The organism is Hominimerdicola alba (genome assembly GCF_900109655.1).
Lineage (GTDB): Bacteria > Bacillota > Clostridia > Oscillospirales > Ruminococcaceae > Hominimerdicola > Hominimerdicola alba_B.
The window spans coordinates 146,732-164,922 of sequence record NZ_FOAT01000005.1 but is presented as its reverse complement, the minus strand read 5'-3'; the positions used below and the strand labels follow the sequence as shown (position 1 = coordinate 164,922).

Sequence of the window (18,191 nt, the reverse complement as noted above, 5' to 3'; positions counted from 1 at the left end):
AAAGAACCGCCTTATTCAGACGGTTTGTCGTTATCTTCAATTGGCTCAAAGCCTATGCCGTTGTTGCATTCGGTGATTTCTTTTACTTTACTATAATCAAAATCATTTGGTTGCCCATTAGGGAAGGCTTCACAGCAAGCTAGCCAACCCTCTATTTTAGGCAGTTTATGCTTACATTCTCTACAATCATTAACACATATCATAGATATTCCCTCCCCATATATTTTTTATAAAAATCAGACAACTCTTTTGAAACAGGTGTTTTGCGATAGCGTAATATTTCAAGTTCAGCAAGACATTCCACTCCATCTTTTAAAGCAATGTTGCTCACAACAGTTTTACCAAGTGGCTCTAGTTCTTTATAAAGCACTTCTATCTGAGCAGCTGTTTTGCCTTTGATAAGAATTGCATGACCACTCTCGTGGACAATGGCTTCTTCAAGTGTTTGTGCAAGGTTTCTTTCTGTACCAGCGAAAACTTCATTGATTTCTGCTAAAGATTTTCCTGAAAGAAATTCTGTATTGACATTAAGTCTCAATAAACCGTTTACCATTGGTTCAATTTGTAGTACTGGTGTTCCTTCTGTGTTTGATGGCGAAATCTTATCTGAAATCTCACTAATTACAAACTGCCCATCTTTTTCGCATTTTTTCATAGTATTGATGATAACATCATTAACTTCCTGAGATATTCCTTTCCCTCCGGTGATGATCTTATAATCATCTACATCTATTGACTTTATTATATAACGTCTTACTCCATAAGTCAACCGCTTCTGCTCCAAAATTTCAGCCTCTCGTGCCTGCGCTTCCACCCTCATCCGCTTAGTCGGCTTTTCATATTCTATCTTCCGCGGTTCTTTCGTCCACTTCTTCGTATGAACATTCTGCCTGCCTTTTTCGGAAACATACGACACATCACAGGTGCAGTTGTCATGCCGTCTGAACACATCTTTCGGGACATAATCTGGGTATTTATATTTTCATGCAAGCCCCGCATACCACTGCTGTTTGTTCACAAAAAAAACTTGACTTTTTACGAGATCTGTTATACAATATACGTATATGTATTTTAATGATTAAGGAGAGTCACCATGAAGAATACCGAAAAGACAATGGAAAAGATAGTTGCCCTCTGTAAGGGCAGAGGCTTTGTATACCCCGGCAGTGAGATCTACGGCGGTCTCGCTAATACCTGGGATTACGGTCCCCTCGGCGTTGAGCTGAAGAACAATATCAAAGACGCTTGGAGAAAGAAGTTCGTTCAGGAGAACAAGTACAATGTTGGTCTTGATTCTGCGATACTGATGAATCCCCAGACCTGGGTAGCTTCGGGTCATATCGGCGGCTTCTCCGATCCTCTCATGGACTGCAAGGAGTGTAAGACTCGTCACCGTGCTGATAACCTCATCGAGGATTTTGACGGCACTAACGTTGCAGGCTGGTCCAATGAGCAGATGATGGACTATATCAAGGAAAAAGGCATTCCCTGCCCTAACTGCGGCAAGCACAACTTCACTGATATCCGTCAGTTCAACCTGATGTTCAAGACATTCCAGGGCATCACCGAGGACAGCAAGAGTGAGCTGTATCTGCGTCCCGAGACTGCACAGGGTATCTTCGTAAACTTCGCAAATATCCAGAGAACTACCAGAAAGAAAGTTCCTTTCGGTGTTGCTCAGGTTGGTAAGAGCTTCCGTAACGAGATCACTCCCGGTAACTTCATATTCAGAGTAAGAGAGTTCGAGCAGATGGAGCTTGAGTTCTTCTGCAAGCCCGGCACTGACCTTGAGTGGTTCGACTACTGGAGAAGCTTCTGCAAGAACTTCCTGTTGAGCCTGAACATCAAGGAAGAGAACCTGAGACTGAGAGATCACTCTGCTGAGGAGCTTTGCTTCTATTCCAAGGCTACTACTGACTTTGAGTACCTCTTCCCCTTCGGCTGGGGCGAGCTGTGGGGCGTTGCTGACAGAACTGACTACGACCTCACACAGCATATCAATACTTCCGGCAAGAGCCTTGATTACTTTGATCCCGAGACCAACGAGAGATACATCCCCTATGTTATCGAGCCTTCTCTCGGTGTTGAAAGACTGTTCCTGACCATCGTTACCGAGGCTTATGACGAGGAAGACATCGGTACTCCCGAGAAGCCCGACGTAAGAACAGTTATGCATTTCCACCCTGCACTGGCACCTTACAAGGCTTGCGTACTGCCTCTTTCCAAGAAGCTTGCTGAGCCTGCTACTGCTCTGTTCGAGGAGCTGTCCAAGTCCTTCAGTGTTGACTATGATGAGACAGGTTCTATCGGTAAGAGATACCGCCGTCAGGACGAGATCGGTACACCTTTCTGCATCACCTATGACTTTGATTCTGCTGAGGACGGCTGTGTAACAGTACGTGACAGAGATTCCATGGAGCAGGAGCGCGTAAAGATCGACGAGCTTACAGCTTATATCTCCAAGAAGATTGCATTCTGATAAAACTTTTGAGTTATCTAAAAGCACCCTGATGAATTGTCAGGGTGCTTTTTTCACACTTCCCGCCCTTATTACATACCATATAAAAAACAAGGAAAGGAAGTTTCACATGAAAAAGACTATGATAACGATGAGCAGCATAACCTACGCGATGAAAGCCAAGGAGTATCTTAATTCTCTGGGCTATTGGTGCGAGGTGGAGCGGACTCGTAAGAATATAGGCAGCGGCTGCGGTTATTCCATAGTGGTCAGGGACGACCCCGATCTGATAACGCTAAAGCTGGAACGAAAGCATATTCCCTATAAGGGGATATACAGTTTATAGGGAGGCTCGGCATGGTAAAGAACACTATGGTGAATTTCGATAACTCAGCGGGAACTTACCCCAAGCCCGATTCGGTGCGGCAGGCTGTGACAGATGCGGTGAGGACTCTCGGGGGAAATCCGGGCAGGGGAGGGCACAGGCTTTCTCTTGAAGCTGCTGAGAGAGTATACAAGGTGAGAAAAAGCGCGGCTGAGTTTTTTGGGGCTGAAACGGAGAACACCGCTTTCACGCCGAACTGCACCTACGCCCTCAACATGGCGATAAAGGGGATAATGCAGTTCGGCGGGCATATCATAATAAGCGGGTGGGAGCATAATTCTGTCAGCCGACCTGTATATGCCCTGACGAAGCGCAGCGGTGTGAAGTGTTCGGTGGCGGAGATATATCCCGATGTGGGGCGAACCATCGAGGGCATTGAAAAGCTTATCCGTCACGATACCCTGTGCGTGTGCTGTATGGCGGCGTCGAATGTTACGGGGCGGATACTGCCTTATAATGAGATCGCTGAACTTTGCAAAAGGCGGAATATAGCTTTTATCTGCGATTGTGCACAGGCGGCGGGGGTGCTTCCTGTGAAGATCGGCGGTGGGATAAGCTTTATATGCACTTCGGGGCAGAAAGGGCTTTACGGTCCTGTGGGTACGGGTCTTTTGATAAGCAGCGGTGAATATCCGCTTTCCACCATAATCGAGGGCGGCACGGGGGCGACCTCGGGGGAACTGGCGCAAACTCCATATATGCCTGAAAAACTTGAAAGCGGTACTCTTAATACTGCCGGGCTTTCGGGAATGGGGGCGGGGCTGGATTTTGTCAGAAGCAAGGGAACGGAAACTATCCTGCGCCACGAGAAGAATCTCTGCGAGATGTTCGAGAAAGGTCTTGAAAAGATGGGGGCGGAGATATACGACATGGATATGCCCCGAGTGCCCATAGTGGCATTCAATATCAAGGGCAGGACTTCCGAGGAAACTGCCGCTGAACTCAGCGAGGGCGGATTTGCCCTGCGGGGCGGTATGCACTGTGCGGCACTCGCCCATGAAAGCCTTGGCACAGGCAAGAGGGGAGCGGTGAGGTTCTCGCCGTCGGCATTCAATACTCCCGCGCAGGTTAATGCACTTCTGCGATTTATGGAAAGCAGATTCGGCACATAAATGCAAAAGCCCCGCAGAGATTATCTGCGGGGTTCTCGCGTGATATGTAAATTTACTTCCGTTTTTTGAACACCAGCACTACGCAGCCTGCCAGCGCAACACTCACTGTACCGAGGGTAACAGTGCCCGTATTTGGGTTTGTGTCTTCACTGATAACAGTTTTTTCTCCTGCGTCGGAGGTGTTTTCATCAGCCTGGACGGGTACAGCGGCGGAACACAGCATCATGGTACAGCATAACAGGGAAATCAGCTTTTTTCTCATGCCGCCTCACTCCTTCACTGATGACATTATTATCCTGTCTGTCATATTCTTATATCATTATTTTATCACACTTTTATCACAGTTTCAAGATACACATTAACCAAATAACAAAGTCGATTTATGGAAGATATCAACAGTTAAAATTAATGTACAGTTAAGTGATTTTAATGTATAAAAAAGACACTTCTGCCGAAACAGCAGAAGTGTCTGAAATTACATATCAAGCGATATACCGCGTAAAATTACTTGTCAGCGATAACGTCGATGCCGGGGAGGACCTTACCCTCGAGGTATTCGAGAGAAGCGCCGCCGCCTGTGGAGATGTGGCTCATCTTGTCAGCGAAGCCCAGCTGGATAACAGCTGCTGCGGAGTCGCCGCCGCCGATGATTGTGGTAGCGTCGGTCTCAGCCAGTGCCTTAGCAACAGCGATAGTACCTGCTGCCAGTGTGGGGTTCTCGAAAACGCCCATAGGTCCGTTCCAAACAACAGTCTTAGCAGACTTTACAGCGTCAGCGAACAGAGCCTGAGTCTTGGTGCCGATGTCCAGACCTTCCTTGTCAGCAGGGATTTTGTCAGAATCAACGATCTCAACAGCGATCTCAGCGTCGATAGGATCAGGGAAGTTGGAAACAACAGTGGTGTCGATAGGCAGGAGGAGCTTCTTGCCGTTAGCCTCAGCCTTAGCGATCATCTCCTTGCAGTAATCGATCTTGGTATCGTCAACGAGGGACTTACCAACTTCCTTGCCCTGAGCCTTCAGGAATGTGTAAGCCATACCGCCGCCGATGATGAGTGTATCGCACTTCTCGAGCAGGTTGGAGATAACGTTCAGCTTGTCAGCAACCTTAGCACCGCCGAGGATAGCAACGAAAGGACGAACAGGAGTCTCAACTGCATTACCAAGGTAGTTGATCTCCTTCTGCATCAGGTAACCAACTGCGGTCTCCTTAACGAACTTGGTAACGCCTGCTGTGGAAGCGTGAGCTCTGTGAGCAGAACCGAAAGCGTCCATAACGAATACCTGACCATCAACCAGCTCAGCCAGTTCCTTAGCGAACTCCTCGCCGTTCTTGGTCTCGTCGTTGCCTCTGAATCTTGTGTTCTCCAGAACAACGATCTCGCCGTCGTTCATAGCTGCAACTGCTGCCTTAGCGTTGTCGCCTACAACAGTATCATCAGCTGCGAAAGTTACCTTTGTGCTTACCAGCTCAGCAAGTCTGTCAGCAGCGGGCTTAAGGCTGAACTTAGCCTCAGGACCGTTCTTGGGCTTGCCAAGGTGAGAGCAAAGAACTACCTTTGCGCCGTTCTCTACCAGCTTGTTGATAGTGGGCAGAGCAGCGGTTATTCTGTTATCGTTTGTGATAACGCCGTCCTTCAGCGGAACGTTGAAATCAACTCTTACGAGTACCTTTTTGCCCTTAACTTCAATGTCTTCAACAGTGACTTTGTTTAATCCTGCCATTTTAGTGACACCTCTCTCTTAATATTTCCGCCGAGGCGGATTCGTTTGTTGTTGAACTGATGTAAACGACAAATAAGTCCGAAAGACCCAAGTCGTTTAATATTTAACAACCTCGAATACTATTATATAATATCACGGCAAAAAAATCAAGAGGTTTTGGCTTATTTTTATCAAATTATCAAAAATATCCCTCTTCTGCGGGACGGCTGTTATTCATTATTATTCCGATAGCAGCTCACTCTCTGCCTTTGCTGCGGAATACCAGTGATGCGAGAAAAGCAAAGAGCATAGCGGCGGCTATACCTCCTGCACCTGCGGTGAGACCTCCCGTGAAGATGCCGAGGAAGCCTTTGTCTTCTATCTCGCGGCGGACACCCTCAGCCATAAGTGACCCGAAGCCTGTCAGGGGAACGCTTGCACCACAGCCCGCTATATCGCGGAGCTTGCCGTATATCCCCAGACCGCCCAGAACTACTCCCGCGACCACATAAGCGGTCAGTATACGGGCGGGGGTCAGTTTGGTGAAGTCTATCAGAAGCTGACCTATGGCGCAGAGTATGCCGCCGACTAAAAACGCATAGAGATATATCATTCCTGCCCACTTCCTTTCTCCGATGAAAGCCACACCATATGGCTCACCGAGGGTATGCTTTCTCCCTGCTGGCTGACTGTGGGTGATAGTAAAGCCCCTGTGGCGGCAAAGAGGATATTTTTCAGTCTGCCGCTTTTAAGCTCAGGGACAAAGTATCCGCAGAGCATACTTGCCGCACAGCCACAGCCGCTTCCGCCTGCGTGAACGTCCTGACTTTCGCTGTCGTATATCATCAGCCCGCAGTCAAGGTGGCGGGAGCGGATATCAATGCCGTCATCATCGCCCATCTGGCACAGCAGTCTGCTGCCGACTTTTCCCAGGTCGCCTGTGATTATATGGTCGAAATCAGAGGGGCTCATACCTGTATCACGGAAGAATTCACGTATAGTAGAATAAGCCGCGGGAGCCATGGCGGCACCCATGTTGTTTGCGTCAGTCACACCCATATCAACTATCCGCCCGATGGTCACGCCCCGTACATAGGGCGCATTTCCCTTGGGGGACACAGCAAGGGCTCCCCCTGCGGTAGCTGTCCACTGGGCGGTAGGGGGACGCTGTCCGCCGTAGTTGAGGGGCATACGGTACTGTCTTTCAGCGGTGCAGAAGTGTGATGAGGTGACAGCCATTGCGATGTCCGCAAATCCCCCCGCCGCCAGCATGGAAGCCAGCAGAAGCCCCTCTGACATAGTCGAGCAGGCGGCGTAAATGCCGAGAAAGGGCAGGTTGTAGTCCCTGAGCCCGTATGTGGTGCCGACGCACTGGTTGAGAAGATCGCCGCCGATGAGAACATCAATGTCTTCCTCCTTTAGTCCCGATTTTTCAAGGGCTATGCGCACAGCCTGCTTCTGGAGCTGGCTCTCGCCCTCCTCGTAGGTCTCCCGCGTAAAATAGGGATCATCGTTGATCTTGTCGAAGTATTGTCCGTAGGGACCTTCGTTTTCTTTTTTACCGCCCACAGCCGCCGAAGTGATTATGGAGGGCGGTGCGGGGAATATCGTTGTTGCTTTGTGCATGGTATCATCTCCGTTTTGAGGATAGTATGAGCGGAAAAATATTTAATATTCGTTTGTTGCAATTTTTTTTGTGATGTGCTATAATATATAGAAATGCAGTGTCGCGGTCGGGGAATACTGCGTTATAAAAAGAGAGAAATATCCCGATATAAAGGACAAAAGACAACAGGAGAAAAAATCATGAAAAGCAAGATGGAGCTCCCGTTTACCGGCGAGAGTGAAAAAGAGATGTACGGCGAGATAGACAGATTTCTTGGAATGTCAGCCAGATACAGCAGTGCGGGGATATGGCGTGCTAAGATAGCAGGTCTTGCAGGCGGGCTTATCTTTGCGGTGGTGTTCTATGTTGGTATGCAGTACACAGAGGATAAGACCAAGCTAATGGTGCTGATGATAATATCACTGCTTTTCGGTCTTTCGATGCTGTGCTTTTACGGCAGCAAGCCATTCCCTGCGATGATAAACTTTCAGAAAGTCGTTGAAGAAGACGGGGCTGAGAGGATATACAGCGATATGAAAACTGCCCGCAGGATAAACGGCAGCAGCATATATCTGGGCAGTGAGTATGTTTTTGATACGGACGGTCAGCTTTTTAGACTGTGTGATGTGAAAAATGTTTACATCAAAGAGATGGATAACAAGGGCTTGAAAGTTTATTATGCCGCTATGGATATCTCGGGCGGTTCGGGTGACGGATTCGTTATCATAAAAAGGCTCACAGGCAGGAACGAGGAAAAGCGGATACAGCAGTTTATGGAAGTCAAGAAATTGTTTGCTTTTGACGGCAGATATGCGAGAAATTGAGAGGTCGGTATGAACGAGGATATGACCGCGGTATGCGGTGACGGGCTTATAAATATCCGTGTATGCGCCATAATACCGAAGAACGGTTGTCTGCTGATGGCTTGCAATGATCATTCGGATTATCTTTACACCGTGGGCGGACGGGTCAAATTCGGCGAGACTGCCGAGCAGGCGATAGTCCGCGAGGTGTTTGAAGAAACTGGCGTTAAGCTGGATATCGACAGACTGGGGTTCATTCAGGAGAACTATTTTTACGGTGATGCTGAGCCGCATGAGGGCAAGCTTATTTACGAGGTGGCTTACTATTTTTATATGAAAGTGCCCGAGGATTTTGAGCCTGTGGGTATGGATTTCAAAGAGGGGGATACCACCGAGCATCTTTGCTGGATAGACCCGATGACCGAAAAAAGGCAGTTCTATCCCGAGTTTTTCAGGACAGAGCTTTTTGAGCCTTTTGAGGGCGTAAGACATATCGTAACAGATGACAGATAATATAGATAAAAGTAAATGAGGTAGCTATGTTCAAGTTATTAAAGCAAGAGGGTGCCGCAAGACGCGGTGAATTCAAGACAGTTCACGGGACTATACAGACTCCCGTTTTCATGAACGTGGGAACTTCCGCGGCGATAAAGGGCGGAGTGTCTTCCATTGACCTTAAAAATGAGCTGAAAACACAGGTGGAGCTCTGCAATACCTATCATCTTCATGTTCGTCCCGGGGACGATGTGATATACAAGATGGGCGGACTTCACAAGTTCATGAACTGGGATAAGCCCATACTCACCGACAGCGGCGGATTTCAGGTGTTCTCCCTTGCAAAGCTAAGGCGCATAAAGGAAGAGGGCGTGTACTTCAACAGCCATGTTGACGGCAGAAAGATATTCATGGGACCCGAGGAAAGTATGCAGATACAGTCCCATCTGGCATCAACTATCGCTATGGCTTTTGATGAATGCGTTGAAAATCCTGCGGAGTACAATTACTCAAAGCGTTCCTGCGAGCGCACCACAAGGTGGCTGCACAGGTGCATCGCGGAGATGAAAAGGCTCAACTCCCTTGAAGAGACCATAAACCGCGATCAGCTGCTTTTCGGCATAAATCAGGGCTGTACATACGATGACCTGCGTATCGAGCATATGAAGACTATCCGCGAGCTTGACTACTGTGCAGGCTTCGCTATCGGCGGACTTGCGGTTGGTGAGCCTACGGAGATAATGTACCACGTTATCGAGCAGGTCGAGCCTTATATGCCCAAGGACAAGCCCCGTTATCTTATGGGTGTTGGTACGCCCTCGAATCTTATCGAAGCTGTTTACCGCGGCATAGATTTCTTCGACTGTGTAATGCCAAGCCGAAATGCCCGCCACGGTACTATGTTCACTTGGAACGGTATCATACATATCGAAAACAAGCGCTTTGAAACAGATGACCGTCCTGTTGACCCACAGTGCGACTGTCCCTGCTGCAGGAATTTCAGCAGGGCTTATGTAAGGCATCTGTTCAAATCCGAGGAGCAGCTGGGTGGCAGGCTGGCTGTTATGCACAACCTGTATTTCTACAACACCCTCACCGAGCGTATGCGTGAAGCCCTTGACGAGGGACGCTTCGGTGCATTCAGGGCAGAGTATTCCGCTAAGTTGGCGCAGAGACTTCCCGACGGCGAGTGATACAAATAACATATTGATATGATAAAAAGCTGAATGGCGTGGGTCATTCGGCTTTTTTGATATCGGGAAATGTAAATAAAAAATTAAATTTCCACTCTGCTATTGCAAAAGGAAAAGTGAAGTGCTATAATAAAAGTTAGTTAAGGTAAACTGGGTTAGACGATTATAACAATGCATATCGGACAGGCTGTTCGCATAATTATAGCAAACAGGGAAGTTCGTTTAAGGAAGGTAATTAGGAATGACACTCAAAGAATTGCAGATAGGCAAGAAAGCGGTGATAACCGAGGTCGGCGGAGAGGGCGCGCTCAGGCAGCATTTTCTGGATATGGGCGTGATACCCGGGGCTGAGGTCAAGGTGGTAAAGTACGCTCCGCTGGGAGACCCCATGGAACTGCTTATCCACGGATATTCACTGAGTCTGCGTCTGGCTGACGCGGCGGAGATCAAGGTCGAGGAGCTTTCTAAAGAAGAGGGAGCAGTTAAGGAAAAGCCGAGAAAGAAAAAGCGCGAGCACCCCGGACTGGGTGAGGGCGGACGTTTCCATGAAGCCCACCCCGAAAAGCCCGAACCTCTGCCCGATAGCGTAAAGCTGACATTTGCACTGGTGGGCAATCAGAACAGCGGAAAGACCACGCTTTTCAACAGGCTGACAGGCTCGAACCAGCACGTGGGCAACTTCCCCGGAGTAACGGTGGACCGCAAGGACGGACCTATCAAGGGCTGTCCCAATACCCGCGTGACTGACCTGCCGGGAATATATTCCATGTCGCCATATACCGCTGAGGAGGTAGTCAGCAGAAGCTTCGTGCTGGACGAAAAGCCCAGAGGTATAATCAATATCGTGGACGCTACCAACATCGAGCGAAATCTGTACCTGACAATGCAGCTTATCGAGATGGACGTGCCCATGGTGGTGGCGCTGAATATGATGGACGAGCTGACAGCCAACGGCGGAAGCGTGGATATCAACGAGATGGAAGCTATGCTGGGCGTGCCTGTGGTGCCGATATCAGCGGCTAAAAATTCGGGTGTTGATGAACTTATCGACCATGCCGAACACGTTGCGCGTTATCAGGAAAAACCTGAGAGGCAGGATCTCTGTGACGAGAAAGACAGCGGCGGCGCGGTACACAGATGTCTGCACGGCATCGCCTGCTTGATAGAAGACCACGCCACCCGCGCAGGACTTCCCGTAAGATTTGCGGCTAGCAAGGTGATAGAGGGCGACGAACTGGTGATGAAACAGCTCTGCCTTGAACAGAACGAGATAGATGCAGTTGACCATATCGTTGCACAGATGGAAAAGGAAAGAGGTCTTGACCGCAGTGCGGCTATCGCGGATATGAGGTTCGCTTTCATACATAAGGTATGCACTGAAACGGTGAAGCGACCCCATGAGAGCAAGGAGCATATCCGAAGCAGAAAGATAGACAAGGTGCTGACAGGCAGATTCACGGCGATACCCTCATTCATCGCCATAATGGCATTGGTCTTCTGGCTGACTTTCGGCGTGATAGGCGCGGGTCTGCAAGGGCTGATGGAAAAGGGCATAGACAAGCTCATTGCTCTGGCGGATGGCGCTATGAAAAGGGCGGGAGTCAACGAAGTTATCCACAGCCTGCTGGTAAAGGGAATATTCGCGGGCGTTGGCAGTGTGCTGAGTTTTCTGCCCATAATCGTTACGCTGTTTTTCTTCCTATCACTGCTTGAAGACAGCGGATATATCGCGCGTGTGGCGTTCTTCATGGATAAGGCGCTGAGAAAGATAGGACTTTCGGGAAGAAGTATCGTGCCCCTGCTGATAGGCTTCGGCTGTACCGTGCCTGCGGTAATGTCCACCAGAACACTGCCAAGTGAGCGCGACAGAAAAATGACGATACTGCTCACACCGTTTATGAGCTGTACTGCAAAACTGCCGATATACGCCTTTTTTGCGGCGGCATTCTTCCCCGGTAAAAGCGCGGGGATACTTATCGGGCTTTACCTGCTGGGCATACTTTCGGGAATATTTGTGGCGTGCATATACAAAGTCACGGTATTCAAGGGCGAGGCTGTGCCTTTCGTGATGGAACTTCCCAACTACCGTATGCCTGCGGCGAAGAACGTGGGTCAGCTGCTGTGGGATAAAGCCAAGGATTTCCTGCAAAGGGCGTTCTCGGTGATACTGATAGCTTCGGTGGTGATATGGTTCCTGCAAAGCTTTGATATGAACCTGCACATGGTGGAGGATTCGGAAAAGAGCATACTTGCGGCAGCGGCAGGATTGCTTTCACCGCTGTTTGCACCTATCGGTCTGGGTGACTGGAGGATAGTGACCTCGCTGATAAGCGGATTTATGGCTAAGGAGAGCGTGGTATCCACGCTGGAAGTGCTGTTCTCGGGGGACGTAGGCAGTGCGCTGACAACTCTTGGCGCGGCTTGTCTGCTGGTGTTCTCACTGCTGTATACTCCTTGTGTTGCGGCGATTGCGGCGGTAAAGAGGGAACTTGGCAAAAAATGGGCGCTGACGCTGATAATCTGGCAGTGTGCCATAGCCTGGGGCGCGGCGCTGGCAGTAAGACTTATCGGCATGGCATTCGGAGGTGTGTGATATGAGCATTGTGGATATAGTGCTTCTGACGCTGATAATCTCGGCGGTGGCGGGAGCTGGAGTACACTGTTTCAGGAACCGCGGAAAGTGCAGCTGTTCGGAGTGCTGTGGAGATTGTTCGCAGTGTCACGGGAAGATGTAGAGATTGGTGGGGCGCGGAAACAAACTAGCGGAAAATGCCAAAGAGACAAAGCGCGAGGCATATGCCGACGCAGTCGCATAAACCGCGCGCTTTGATTCGCGGCATAGTTTGTTTGGTGCGCAGGTTTGTTTCCGCGAAAAGCTCTCTTCCTTGGCAGTTTCCACACACTCTCCGCTAAATTTGCCGCAAAAAAGCACCCCCGGTCTCGGAGGTGCTTCTATTATCATTCAACTGAAATAATGTAGTAGTAAACAGGCTGTCCGCCGTTTATCAGGTTTACATCAAGGTTGGAATATTTATTGCTTATCTGCTTATAAAGCGCTTCAGCCGCATCATCGGTAACATCTGCACCGTAAATGATGGTGATGTATGAACTGTCGCCCTTTACCAGCTTCTTCGTCAGCTTGAATGCCGCTTTCGCAAGGTCTTTGTCTACAAAGGAAAGTCTTCCGTTCTCCATGGCAAGTATCTCACCCTGCTTGATGGAGTGTCCCTCGTAATCAGAATCACGCGCCGCAAAGGTTATCTGTCCTGTGGATACCCTCTCGATCGCCGCTGTCATCTCAATACGATTAGTGTTGAAGTCGGCATCGGGGTCATACGCCAGCATCGCAGACATACCCTGGGGGATAGTCCTTGTCTGGAGCACGCATACCTTTCTGTCGGCAAGCTTTACTGCCTGTTCTGCCGCCATAATGATGTTTTTGTTGTTGGGCAGTACGAATACTGTCTTTGCGGGACAGCTCATGATAGCTTCGAGTATATCCTGTGTGGAGGGGTTCATGGTCTGACCGCCCTTTACAACACAGTCAACACCAAGGTCCTTGAACATGGTCTCGATACCGTTGCCTGCTGCTACTGCAACAAATCCGAACTCGTTGGTCTGCTCAGCGGGAACGAAAGAGCTCTTTGCTTTCTTCTGCTCCTTCTCGTGCTGGAGCTTCATGTTCTCCACCTTGGGGAAGTTTATATAACCGAATTCAAGGCCTTTCTCGATAGCCTTGCCGGGGTTGTTGGTATGAACGTGTACCTTGATTATCTCATCGTCATCGACTACGACTACGCAGTCGCCGATAGTTTCAAGATAAGCTCTCAGCTTGGTGGGGTCGTCACAGTCGGGCTTTTTGGTTATCAGCATCTCGGTGCAGTAGGTGAAGTGTATCTCGGTATCATACTGTCCTACTACGGACGAGAATGTATCTACCGTAACAGCGCCCTCAGCTTCGGTGGTCTTCTTTTCAGCGGGCTGAGCCTCCTGAACTACCACATCACCGCCGTTGAATACATCGCGCATAGCCTCGAAGATTATCAGAAGTCCCATGCCGCCTGCATCAACAACGCCTGCCTTAGCCAGTGCGGGCAGAAGTTTGGGTGTATTATCCAGAGTTTTCTTTGCCTGGTCACAGACATCTGCCATGACTGCTCTGGGGTCATTGGTGGATTTAAGTGTTTCTCTTGCCTTTTCAGCCGCTTCTCTTGCAACTGTGAGTATAGTGCCCTCTGTGGGCTTCATAACCGATTTATAAGCGCCCTGAACACCCAGTTCAAGGGAGTTTACAAGGTCTTCGGCAGACATCTCGGTCTTTCCTGCAAGACCCTTGGAGAATCCCCTGAATATCAGGGAGAGTATAACGCCCGAGTTTCCTCTTGCGCCCCTCAGCAGGCAGGAAGCCGCAGTACTTGCAACAGTGCTTACAGGTACGTTATCGTCAAGGTTTTCCAGTTCAGCGACCGAGTTATTTATAGTCATGGACATATTTGAGCCTGTATCGCCGTCGGGAACGGGGAATACATTCAGTTCGTCCACAGACCTTTTTTTATTGGTGATACTGTGCGCACCGCTGATGAAAGCACGGCGCAGCATATTTCCGTTTATCACTATCAGTTCCTCCTAATCTATGATATGGACAGACCGTATAACAACGAAATATCAGTCGGTCATCTCATCAACATATACGTTGACTGACTTGACTGTTATACCTGCTTCATTAGTCAGCACGTAGTTTACCTTATGTATTATGCTGTCAACGATAGCGCCCACATTAACGCCGTATGTAACGGTGATATGCAGGTCGACCACAAGCTCGTCGCCGTCCTGCGAGATTATCACGCCTTTAGTGGTATTCTGTCTTTTGAGCATGGCATTAACGCCCTGCTTAGCGCCGTATGCGTTCAGTCCCGCAACGCCGAAGCAATTTTCGGCAGTATTGGATATCAGCTGTCTGAGATAGCCGGTGGATACGCCAATAGTACCGAGATGATTTTTTATTTTGATCATACAAACGCCTCCCTTGGTGAAACAAAATCTATCAAGCTACATTATAACATATACCTTTAAATTTTGCAAGGGCTAGATAGAATTTTTATCATACTGTTAAGTCATTTTCACAGGACTGTCAGCATCGGCGGCAGAGGTCGGTAATTTTGGCTGTGCCGTACTTGACAAATCAGCTAAAGTAGTGTATAATATTAAAGTTGATTGAATATTCAACACGCTGGTGTAGCACAGCTGGTAGTGCAGCTCATTCGTAATGAGCAGGTCGCAGGTTCGAATCCCGTCACCAGCTTTATAGTTAACACTTTCGGGTCTTCCCGGGGGTGTTTACTAATAAGGATCGGATAACATCCTTATCTTGGTTAAATTGAATTGGTAAGCGCAGTCCGCTGGCATGACGTTATGTTGTGTCAGCGGGCTGTTGCTTTATGCCCTGAGAGGGGCTTTTTTTATGCCTTTTTTTAAATTTACAAATTCAAAAATGACCCTATATCTTCTGTATATCCTCCACAAAAAGACCCATCGCCCTATGTACAGACAAATGATTTATATTTTAACTCGGACATATTTCTGCAAGAGTTGTACAAAAACGTACAACTTTTTGGGGGTAAAAGGGTGATAGTGAAAAGGATTATGATAACATTATCCCCCAGCCCTGTACTCACCTATTGACAAATTACGAAAAGTGTGATATCATTATGATATCAAATAAATATATAGCGTGGGGATATCCCCCGCACAGAGAGAACAAATAACGGAGGTAAGCTTATGGGAAACAAAAAAGCTATGCTGGAGATAAAAGGATACACCAAGACCTACGGAGAGGGCAAAAAAGCCGCGGACAATGTGTCCATAACCGTTGAAAGGGGCGATATCTACGGGTTCATCGGTCATAACGGCGCAGGAAAATCCACCACAATACGTGCAGTGGTGGGCGTGCTGGATTTCACCGAGGGCGATATTTTCATCGATGGTCATTCGGTAAAGACAGACTCTCTCGAATGTAAGAAGATAACCGCTTATATCCCCGATAACCCCGACCTTTACGAGAATCTGACGGGTATACAGTACCTTGATTTCATATCCGATGTCTTCGGCATAAGCGCATCTGAAAGACAGCAGCGCATCAAGAATTATGCAGACAGGTTCGAGATAACCGATTCTCTCGGCGACCTGATAAGTTCATATTCCCACGGCATGAAGCAGAAACTGGCGATAATCTCGGCGCTGATACACGAACCTAAGCTTCTTGTGCTGGACGAGCCCTTTGTGGGACTTGACCCCAAAGCCGCTTTCATCCTCAAACAGATAATGCACGAGATATGCGAAAAAGGCACGGCGATATTCTTTTCCACCCATGTGCTGGACGTTGCCGAAAAGCTCTGCAACAAGGTGGCTATCATCAAGCAGGGCAGGATAATCGCTCAGGGCACTATGGAAGAACTCACCCGGGGCGATTCGCTGGAAGATGTATTCCTGGAGGTAGCAGATGAATAAGAATATTATTTTGCTAAGAACTCTGCTGAAATCCACCAGCAGAGCCAACTGCTATAAACACTGTAAGGACAGAAAAAAGCGCGGTAAGATAGTCGGGGGCTGGATAGGGGCTGTGTTACTGTATCTCATGCTGATGTGCTACTGTGTGGCAAACTGCATAGGCTACGGCAAATTTGGGCTGACAGCATTTATCCCCGATATGTGTGCCATGGTGATATCCCTGCTGGCTTTCGTCTTCACCCTCTTCAAAACAAACGGATACCTCTTCGGCTTCAAGGAATACGATATGCTGATGTCACTGCCCTTTGAGCCGAAAAACATCGCGGCGTGCAAGTTCATGTATATGTATATCACTAGCCTGCCCTGGTATATGAGCGTTTCGGTATCCATGATGGCGGGCTACGGCATATACGCAAAGCCCTCGGTCATAGTCTATCCCCTGTGGCTGATACTCTCGCTTCTCCTGCCCATAATACCCATGCTTGCGGCGGCATTCATCGGCTTTATAATAGCAAGGCTCGGCTCGGGCTTCAAAAACAAGACCATCGCCCAGACAGTCATCTCCATAGCCTTTGTGGGGCTGTGCTTCGGGCTGAGGTTCTTCCTGCAGGATATGTTCCAGAACAACAAGGTGAAAGATACGCTGAACACCCTCTCCGCGACCACCAACAAGGCAAGCAGGATATATCTGCCCATGAAGTGGTTCAAGGGCGCTGTCACCGACCTGAATGTACTGCATATGCTTATCTTCATAGCTGTGACCCTTGTCCTGTTCATCGTGACCTTTATCCCCGTGGGCAGGTCATACCGAAAGATAAACTCCGCACTGAGATCACACGCGGCTTCCGGCGGATTCGTGATGAAAGAGCAGAAGCAGAAAAACCTTGTGAACGCCATAGCTTTCAAGGAATTCAGGCGCATGACAGGCTCCGTGGTATACATGACAAACGCCCTTATCGGCGAGATAATGTGCTTTGTGGCAGGCGTTGCGGTGCTGTTCATCGACCCTCAGAAAGTTTTGAGCTCCATGACAAAAGGTTCGCCCCTCACCGTAGAAATGCTTATCCCTGCCTTTCCCTTCATCGCATATTTCTTCGTGGGAATGGTAGCCACAACGGCATTCACGCCCTCTCTCGAAGGCAGGAACTACTGGATAGTGCAAAGCCTGCCCATCAGCAAAAAGACGCTCTATCAGGGCAAGATGCTCTTCAATATGTACCTGACAGTCCCCTTTGCGGTCTTCGCCACCCTGACTTTCAGCATATCGGCAAAGGCATCACTACCGAACACCTTACTGCTTATAGTACTGGTGATATGCCAGTGTGCATTTTCCAGCGCATGGGGCTGTGTATGCGGCATAAAGCATATGCGCCTTGACTGGGAGAACGAGGTGGAAGTCATCAAGCAGGGCACGGCAGTTGTCATATATATGTTACCGAATATGTTCGTGACCATGGGTCTTACCGTGCTTGTGGTATACCTGGGCACCATCATGTCCCCACTGCTTGTAACTGCAATACTGATACCCATAACCGCTGTCCTTGCACTGCTTTCGTACCTGAGGGCTATGTCCTTAGCCGAAAAGCGGGGGTAGTCCGTTGACAATGCGTCAAAGCAGTGATATAATTAATTATCAATATAAATCGGAATTTATTGGAGCAGTTGATATGAAATATTGGATTTTTTTTATCATATTTTGTCTTTTGAATATTTGCACATTAACAGAATACAAGCGTAATTCAAAAAGATATAAAGAAAGTAGCGACGAGAGGATTAAAAAAATATTACTATTAAACGTCATATCTATGATTGCGGGTATTACAGCTACTGTACTTTGTTTGATATTCGCAGTTTATGATAAATTCTGATTTATTTCACTACTTACAGACCCGCCGTCACACAAAACTTTAATGCTCCGCTTACCGATA

18 protein-coding genes and 1 tRNA gene are annotated in these 18,191 nt (G+C 48.5%); 11 read left to right on the top strand and 8 right to left on the bottom strand.

What is annotated here, in order from left to right:
* Positions 1 to 11 precede the first annotated feature (11 nt).
* Together BMY75_RS07805 and BMY75_RS07800 are read right to left on the bottom strand one after the other, a co-directional pair.
* Positions 12 to 203, bottom strand: coding sequence for a hypothetical protein (locus BMY75_RS07805; protein ID WP_074832111.1), 192 nt, complete (start codon positions 201 to 203; stop codon positions 12 to 14).
* Positions 200 to 916: a hypothetical protein gene (locus BMY75_RS07800; protein ID WP_207646264.1), complete on the bottom strand. Its 717-nt coding sequence runs from the start codon at positions 914 to 916 to the stop codon at positions 200 to 202. The genes BMY75_RS07805 and BMY75_RS07800 overlap by 4 nt, the downstream gene beginning before the upstream one ends.
* A 177-nt stretch (positions 917 to 1,093) precedes the next feature.
* On the opposite strand from BMY75_RS07800, the gene BMY75_RS07795 reads away from it, so the two are divergent.
* The 3 genes from BMY75_RS07795 (at position 1,094) to BMY75_RS07785 (ending at position 3,955) form a co-directional block, all read left to right on the top strand.
* The gene (locus BMY75_RS07795; protein WP_074832104.1) at positions 1,094 to 2,479 is read left to right on the top strand and encodes a glycine--tRNA ligase; all 1,386 of its coding nucleotides are present in this window, start codon (positions 1,094 to 1,096) and stop codon (positions 2,477 to 2,479) included.
* A gap of 109 nt (positions 2,480 to 2,588) precedes the next feature.
* On the top strand, positions 2,589 to 2,804 hold the full coding sequence (locus BMY75_RS07790; protein ID WP_074832101.1) for a putative Se/S carrier protein: 216 nt from the start codon (positions 2,589 to 2,591) through the stop codon (positions 2,802 to 2,804).
* A gap of 11 nt (positions 2,805 to 2,815) precedes the next feature.
* Complete coding sequence (locus BMY75_RS07785) at positions 2,816 to 3,955, top strand: aminotransferase class V-fold PLP-dependent enzyme (RefSeq protein ID WP_081350480.1); 1,140 nt, start codon at positions 2,816 to 2,818, stop codon at positions 3,953 to 3,955.
* 52 nt (positions 3,956 to 4,007) lie between these two features.
* On the opposite strand, the gene BMY75_RS07780 is transcribed toward BMY75_RS07785, so the two are convergent.
* The 4 genes from BMY75_RS07780 to BMY75_RS07765 all read right to left on the bottom strand — a co-directional run bounded on the left by BMY75_RS07780 (position 4,008) and on the right by BMY75_RS07765 (position 7,285).
* Positions 4,008 to 4,217, bottom strand: coding sequence for an NPXTG-anchored protein (locus BMY75_RS07780; RefSeq protein ID WP_074832098.1), 210 nt, complete (start codon positions 4,215 to 4,217; stop codon positions 4,008 to 4,010).
* A 242-nt stretch (positions 4,218 to 4,459) separates the two neighbouring features.
* A complete protein-coding gene (locus BMY75_RS07775; protein ID WP_074832095.1) occupies positions 4,460 to 5,680 on the bottom strand; it encodes a phosphoglycerate kinase in 1,221 nt (406 codons plus the stop codon).
* A 235-nt stretch (positions 5,681 to 5,915) separates the two neighbouring features.
* Positions 5,916 to 6,272, bottom strand: a complete 357-nt coding sequence (gene spoVAE / locus BMY75_RS07770; protein ID WP_074832092.1) for a stage V sporulation protein AE — start codon at positions 6,270 to 6,272, stop codon at positions 5,916 to 5,918.
* A complete protein-coding gene (locus BMY75_RS07765) occupies positions 6,269 to 7,285 on the bottom strand; it encodes a stage V sporulation protein AD (protein ID WP_074832089.1) in 1,017 nt (338 codons plus the stop codon). The genes spoVAE and BMY75_RS07765 overlap by 4 nt, the downstream gene beginning before the upstream one ends.
* A gap of 180 nt (positions 7,286 to 7,465) precedes the next feature.
* Between BMY75_RS07765 and BMY75_RS07760 the strand changes: the two genes are divergently transcribed.
* The 5 genes from BMY75_RS07760 to BMY75_RS17965 all read left to right on the top strand — a co-directional run bounded on the left by BMY75_RS07760 (position 7,466) and on the right by BMY75_RS17965 (position 12,491).
* Positions 7,466 to 8,089 (top strand): hypothetical protein, encoded by a 624-nt coding sequence (locus tag BMY75_RS07760; protein WP_074832085.1) that lies wholly within the window; start codon positions 7,466 to 7,468, stop codon positions 8,087 to 8,089.
* Positions 8,090 to 8,098: 9 nt separating this feature from the next.
* On the top strand, positions 8,099 to 8,581 hold the full coding sequence (locus BMY75_RS07755; RefSeq protein ID WP_074832082.1) for an NUDIX hydrolase: 483 nt from the start codon (positions 8,099 to 8,101) through the stop codon (positions 8,579 to 8,581).
* Between the two features lie 26 nt (positions 8,582 to 8,607).
* Entirely contained in the window at positions 8,608 to 9,756 is a 1,149-nt protein-coding gene (tgt, locus tag BMY75_RS07750; RefSeq protein ID WP_013497736.1) for a tRNA guanosine(34) transglycosylase Tgt, read from the top strand.
* 241 nt (positions 9,757 to 9,997) lie between these two features.
* Positions 9,998 to 12,349, top strand: coding sequence for a ferrous iron transport protein B (gene feoB, locus BMY75_RS07745; RefSeq protein ID WP_074832078.1), 2,352 nt, complete (start codon positions 9,998 to 10,000; stop codon positions 12,347 to 12,349).
* Position 12,350: 1 nt separating this feature from the next.
* Positions 12,351 to 12,491, top strand: coding sequence for a hypothetical protein (locus tag BMY75_RS17965; RefSeq protein ID WP_170844272.1), 141 nt, complete (start codon positions 12,351 to 12,353; stop codon positions 12,489 to 12,491).
* A gap of 223 nt (positions 12,492 to 12,714) precedes the next feature.
* Here BMY75_RS17965 and BMY75_RS07740 read toward each other — a convergent pair whose 3' ends face one another.
* Together BMY75_RS07740 and BMY75_RS07735 are read right to left on the bottom strand one after the other, a co-directional pair.
* On the bottom strand, positions 12,715 to 14,370 hold the full coding sequence (locus BMY75_RS07740) for a DAK2 domain-containing protein (RefSeq protein ID WP_074832075.1): 1,656 nt from the start codon (positions 14,368 to 14,370) through the stop codon (positions 12,715 to 12,717).
* Between the two features lie 51 nt (positions 14,371 to 14,421).
* Positions 14,422 to 14,769, bottom strand: a complete 348-nt coding sequence (locus tag BMY75_RS07735) for an Asp23/Gls24 family envelope stress response protein (RefSeq protein WP_074832072.1) — start codon at positions 14,767 to 14,769, stop codon at positions 14,422 to 14,424.
* Positions 14,770 to 14,985: 216 nt separating this feature from the next.
* On the opposite strand from BMY75_RS07735, the gene BMY75_RS07730 reads away from it, so the two are divergent.
* The 3 genes from BMY75_RS07730 to BMY75_RS07720 all read left to right on the top strand — a co-directional run bounded on the left by BMY75_RS07730 (position 14,986) and on the right by BMY75_RS07720 (position 17,857).
* Positions 14,986 to 15,058: transfer RNA gene (locus BMY75_RS07730), tRNA-Thr, on the top strand.
* A 494-nt stretch (positions 15,059 to 15,552) separates the two neighbouring features.
* Positions 15,553 to 16,263, top strand: a complete 711-nt coding sequence (locus BMY75_RS07725) for an ABC transporter ATP-binding protein (protein ID WP_074832313.1) — start codon at positions 15,553 to 15,555, stop codon at positions 16,261 to 16,263.
* On the top strand, positions 16,256 to 17,857 hold the full coding sequence (locus BMY75_RS07720; protein ID WP_074832069.1) for a putative ABC transporter permease subunit: 1,602 nt from the start codon (positions 16,256 to 16,258) through the stop codon (positions 17,855 to 17,857). The genes BMY75_RS07725 and BMY75_RS07720 overlap by 8 nt, the downstream gene beginning before the upstream one ends.
* The last annotated feature ends 334 nt before the right edge of the window (positions 17,858 to 18,191 follow it).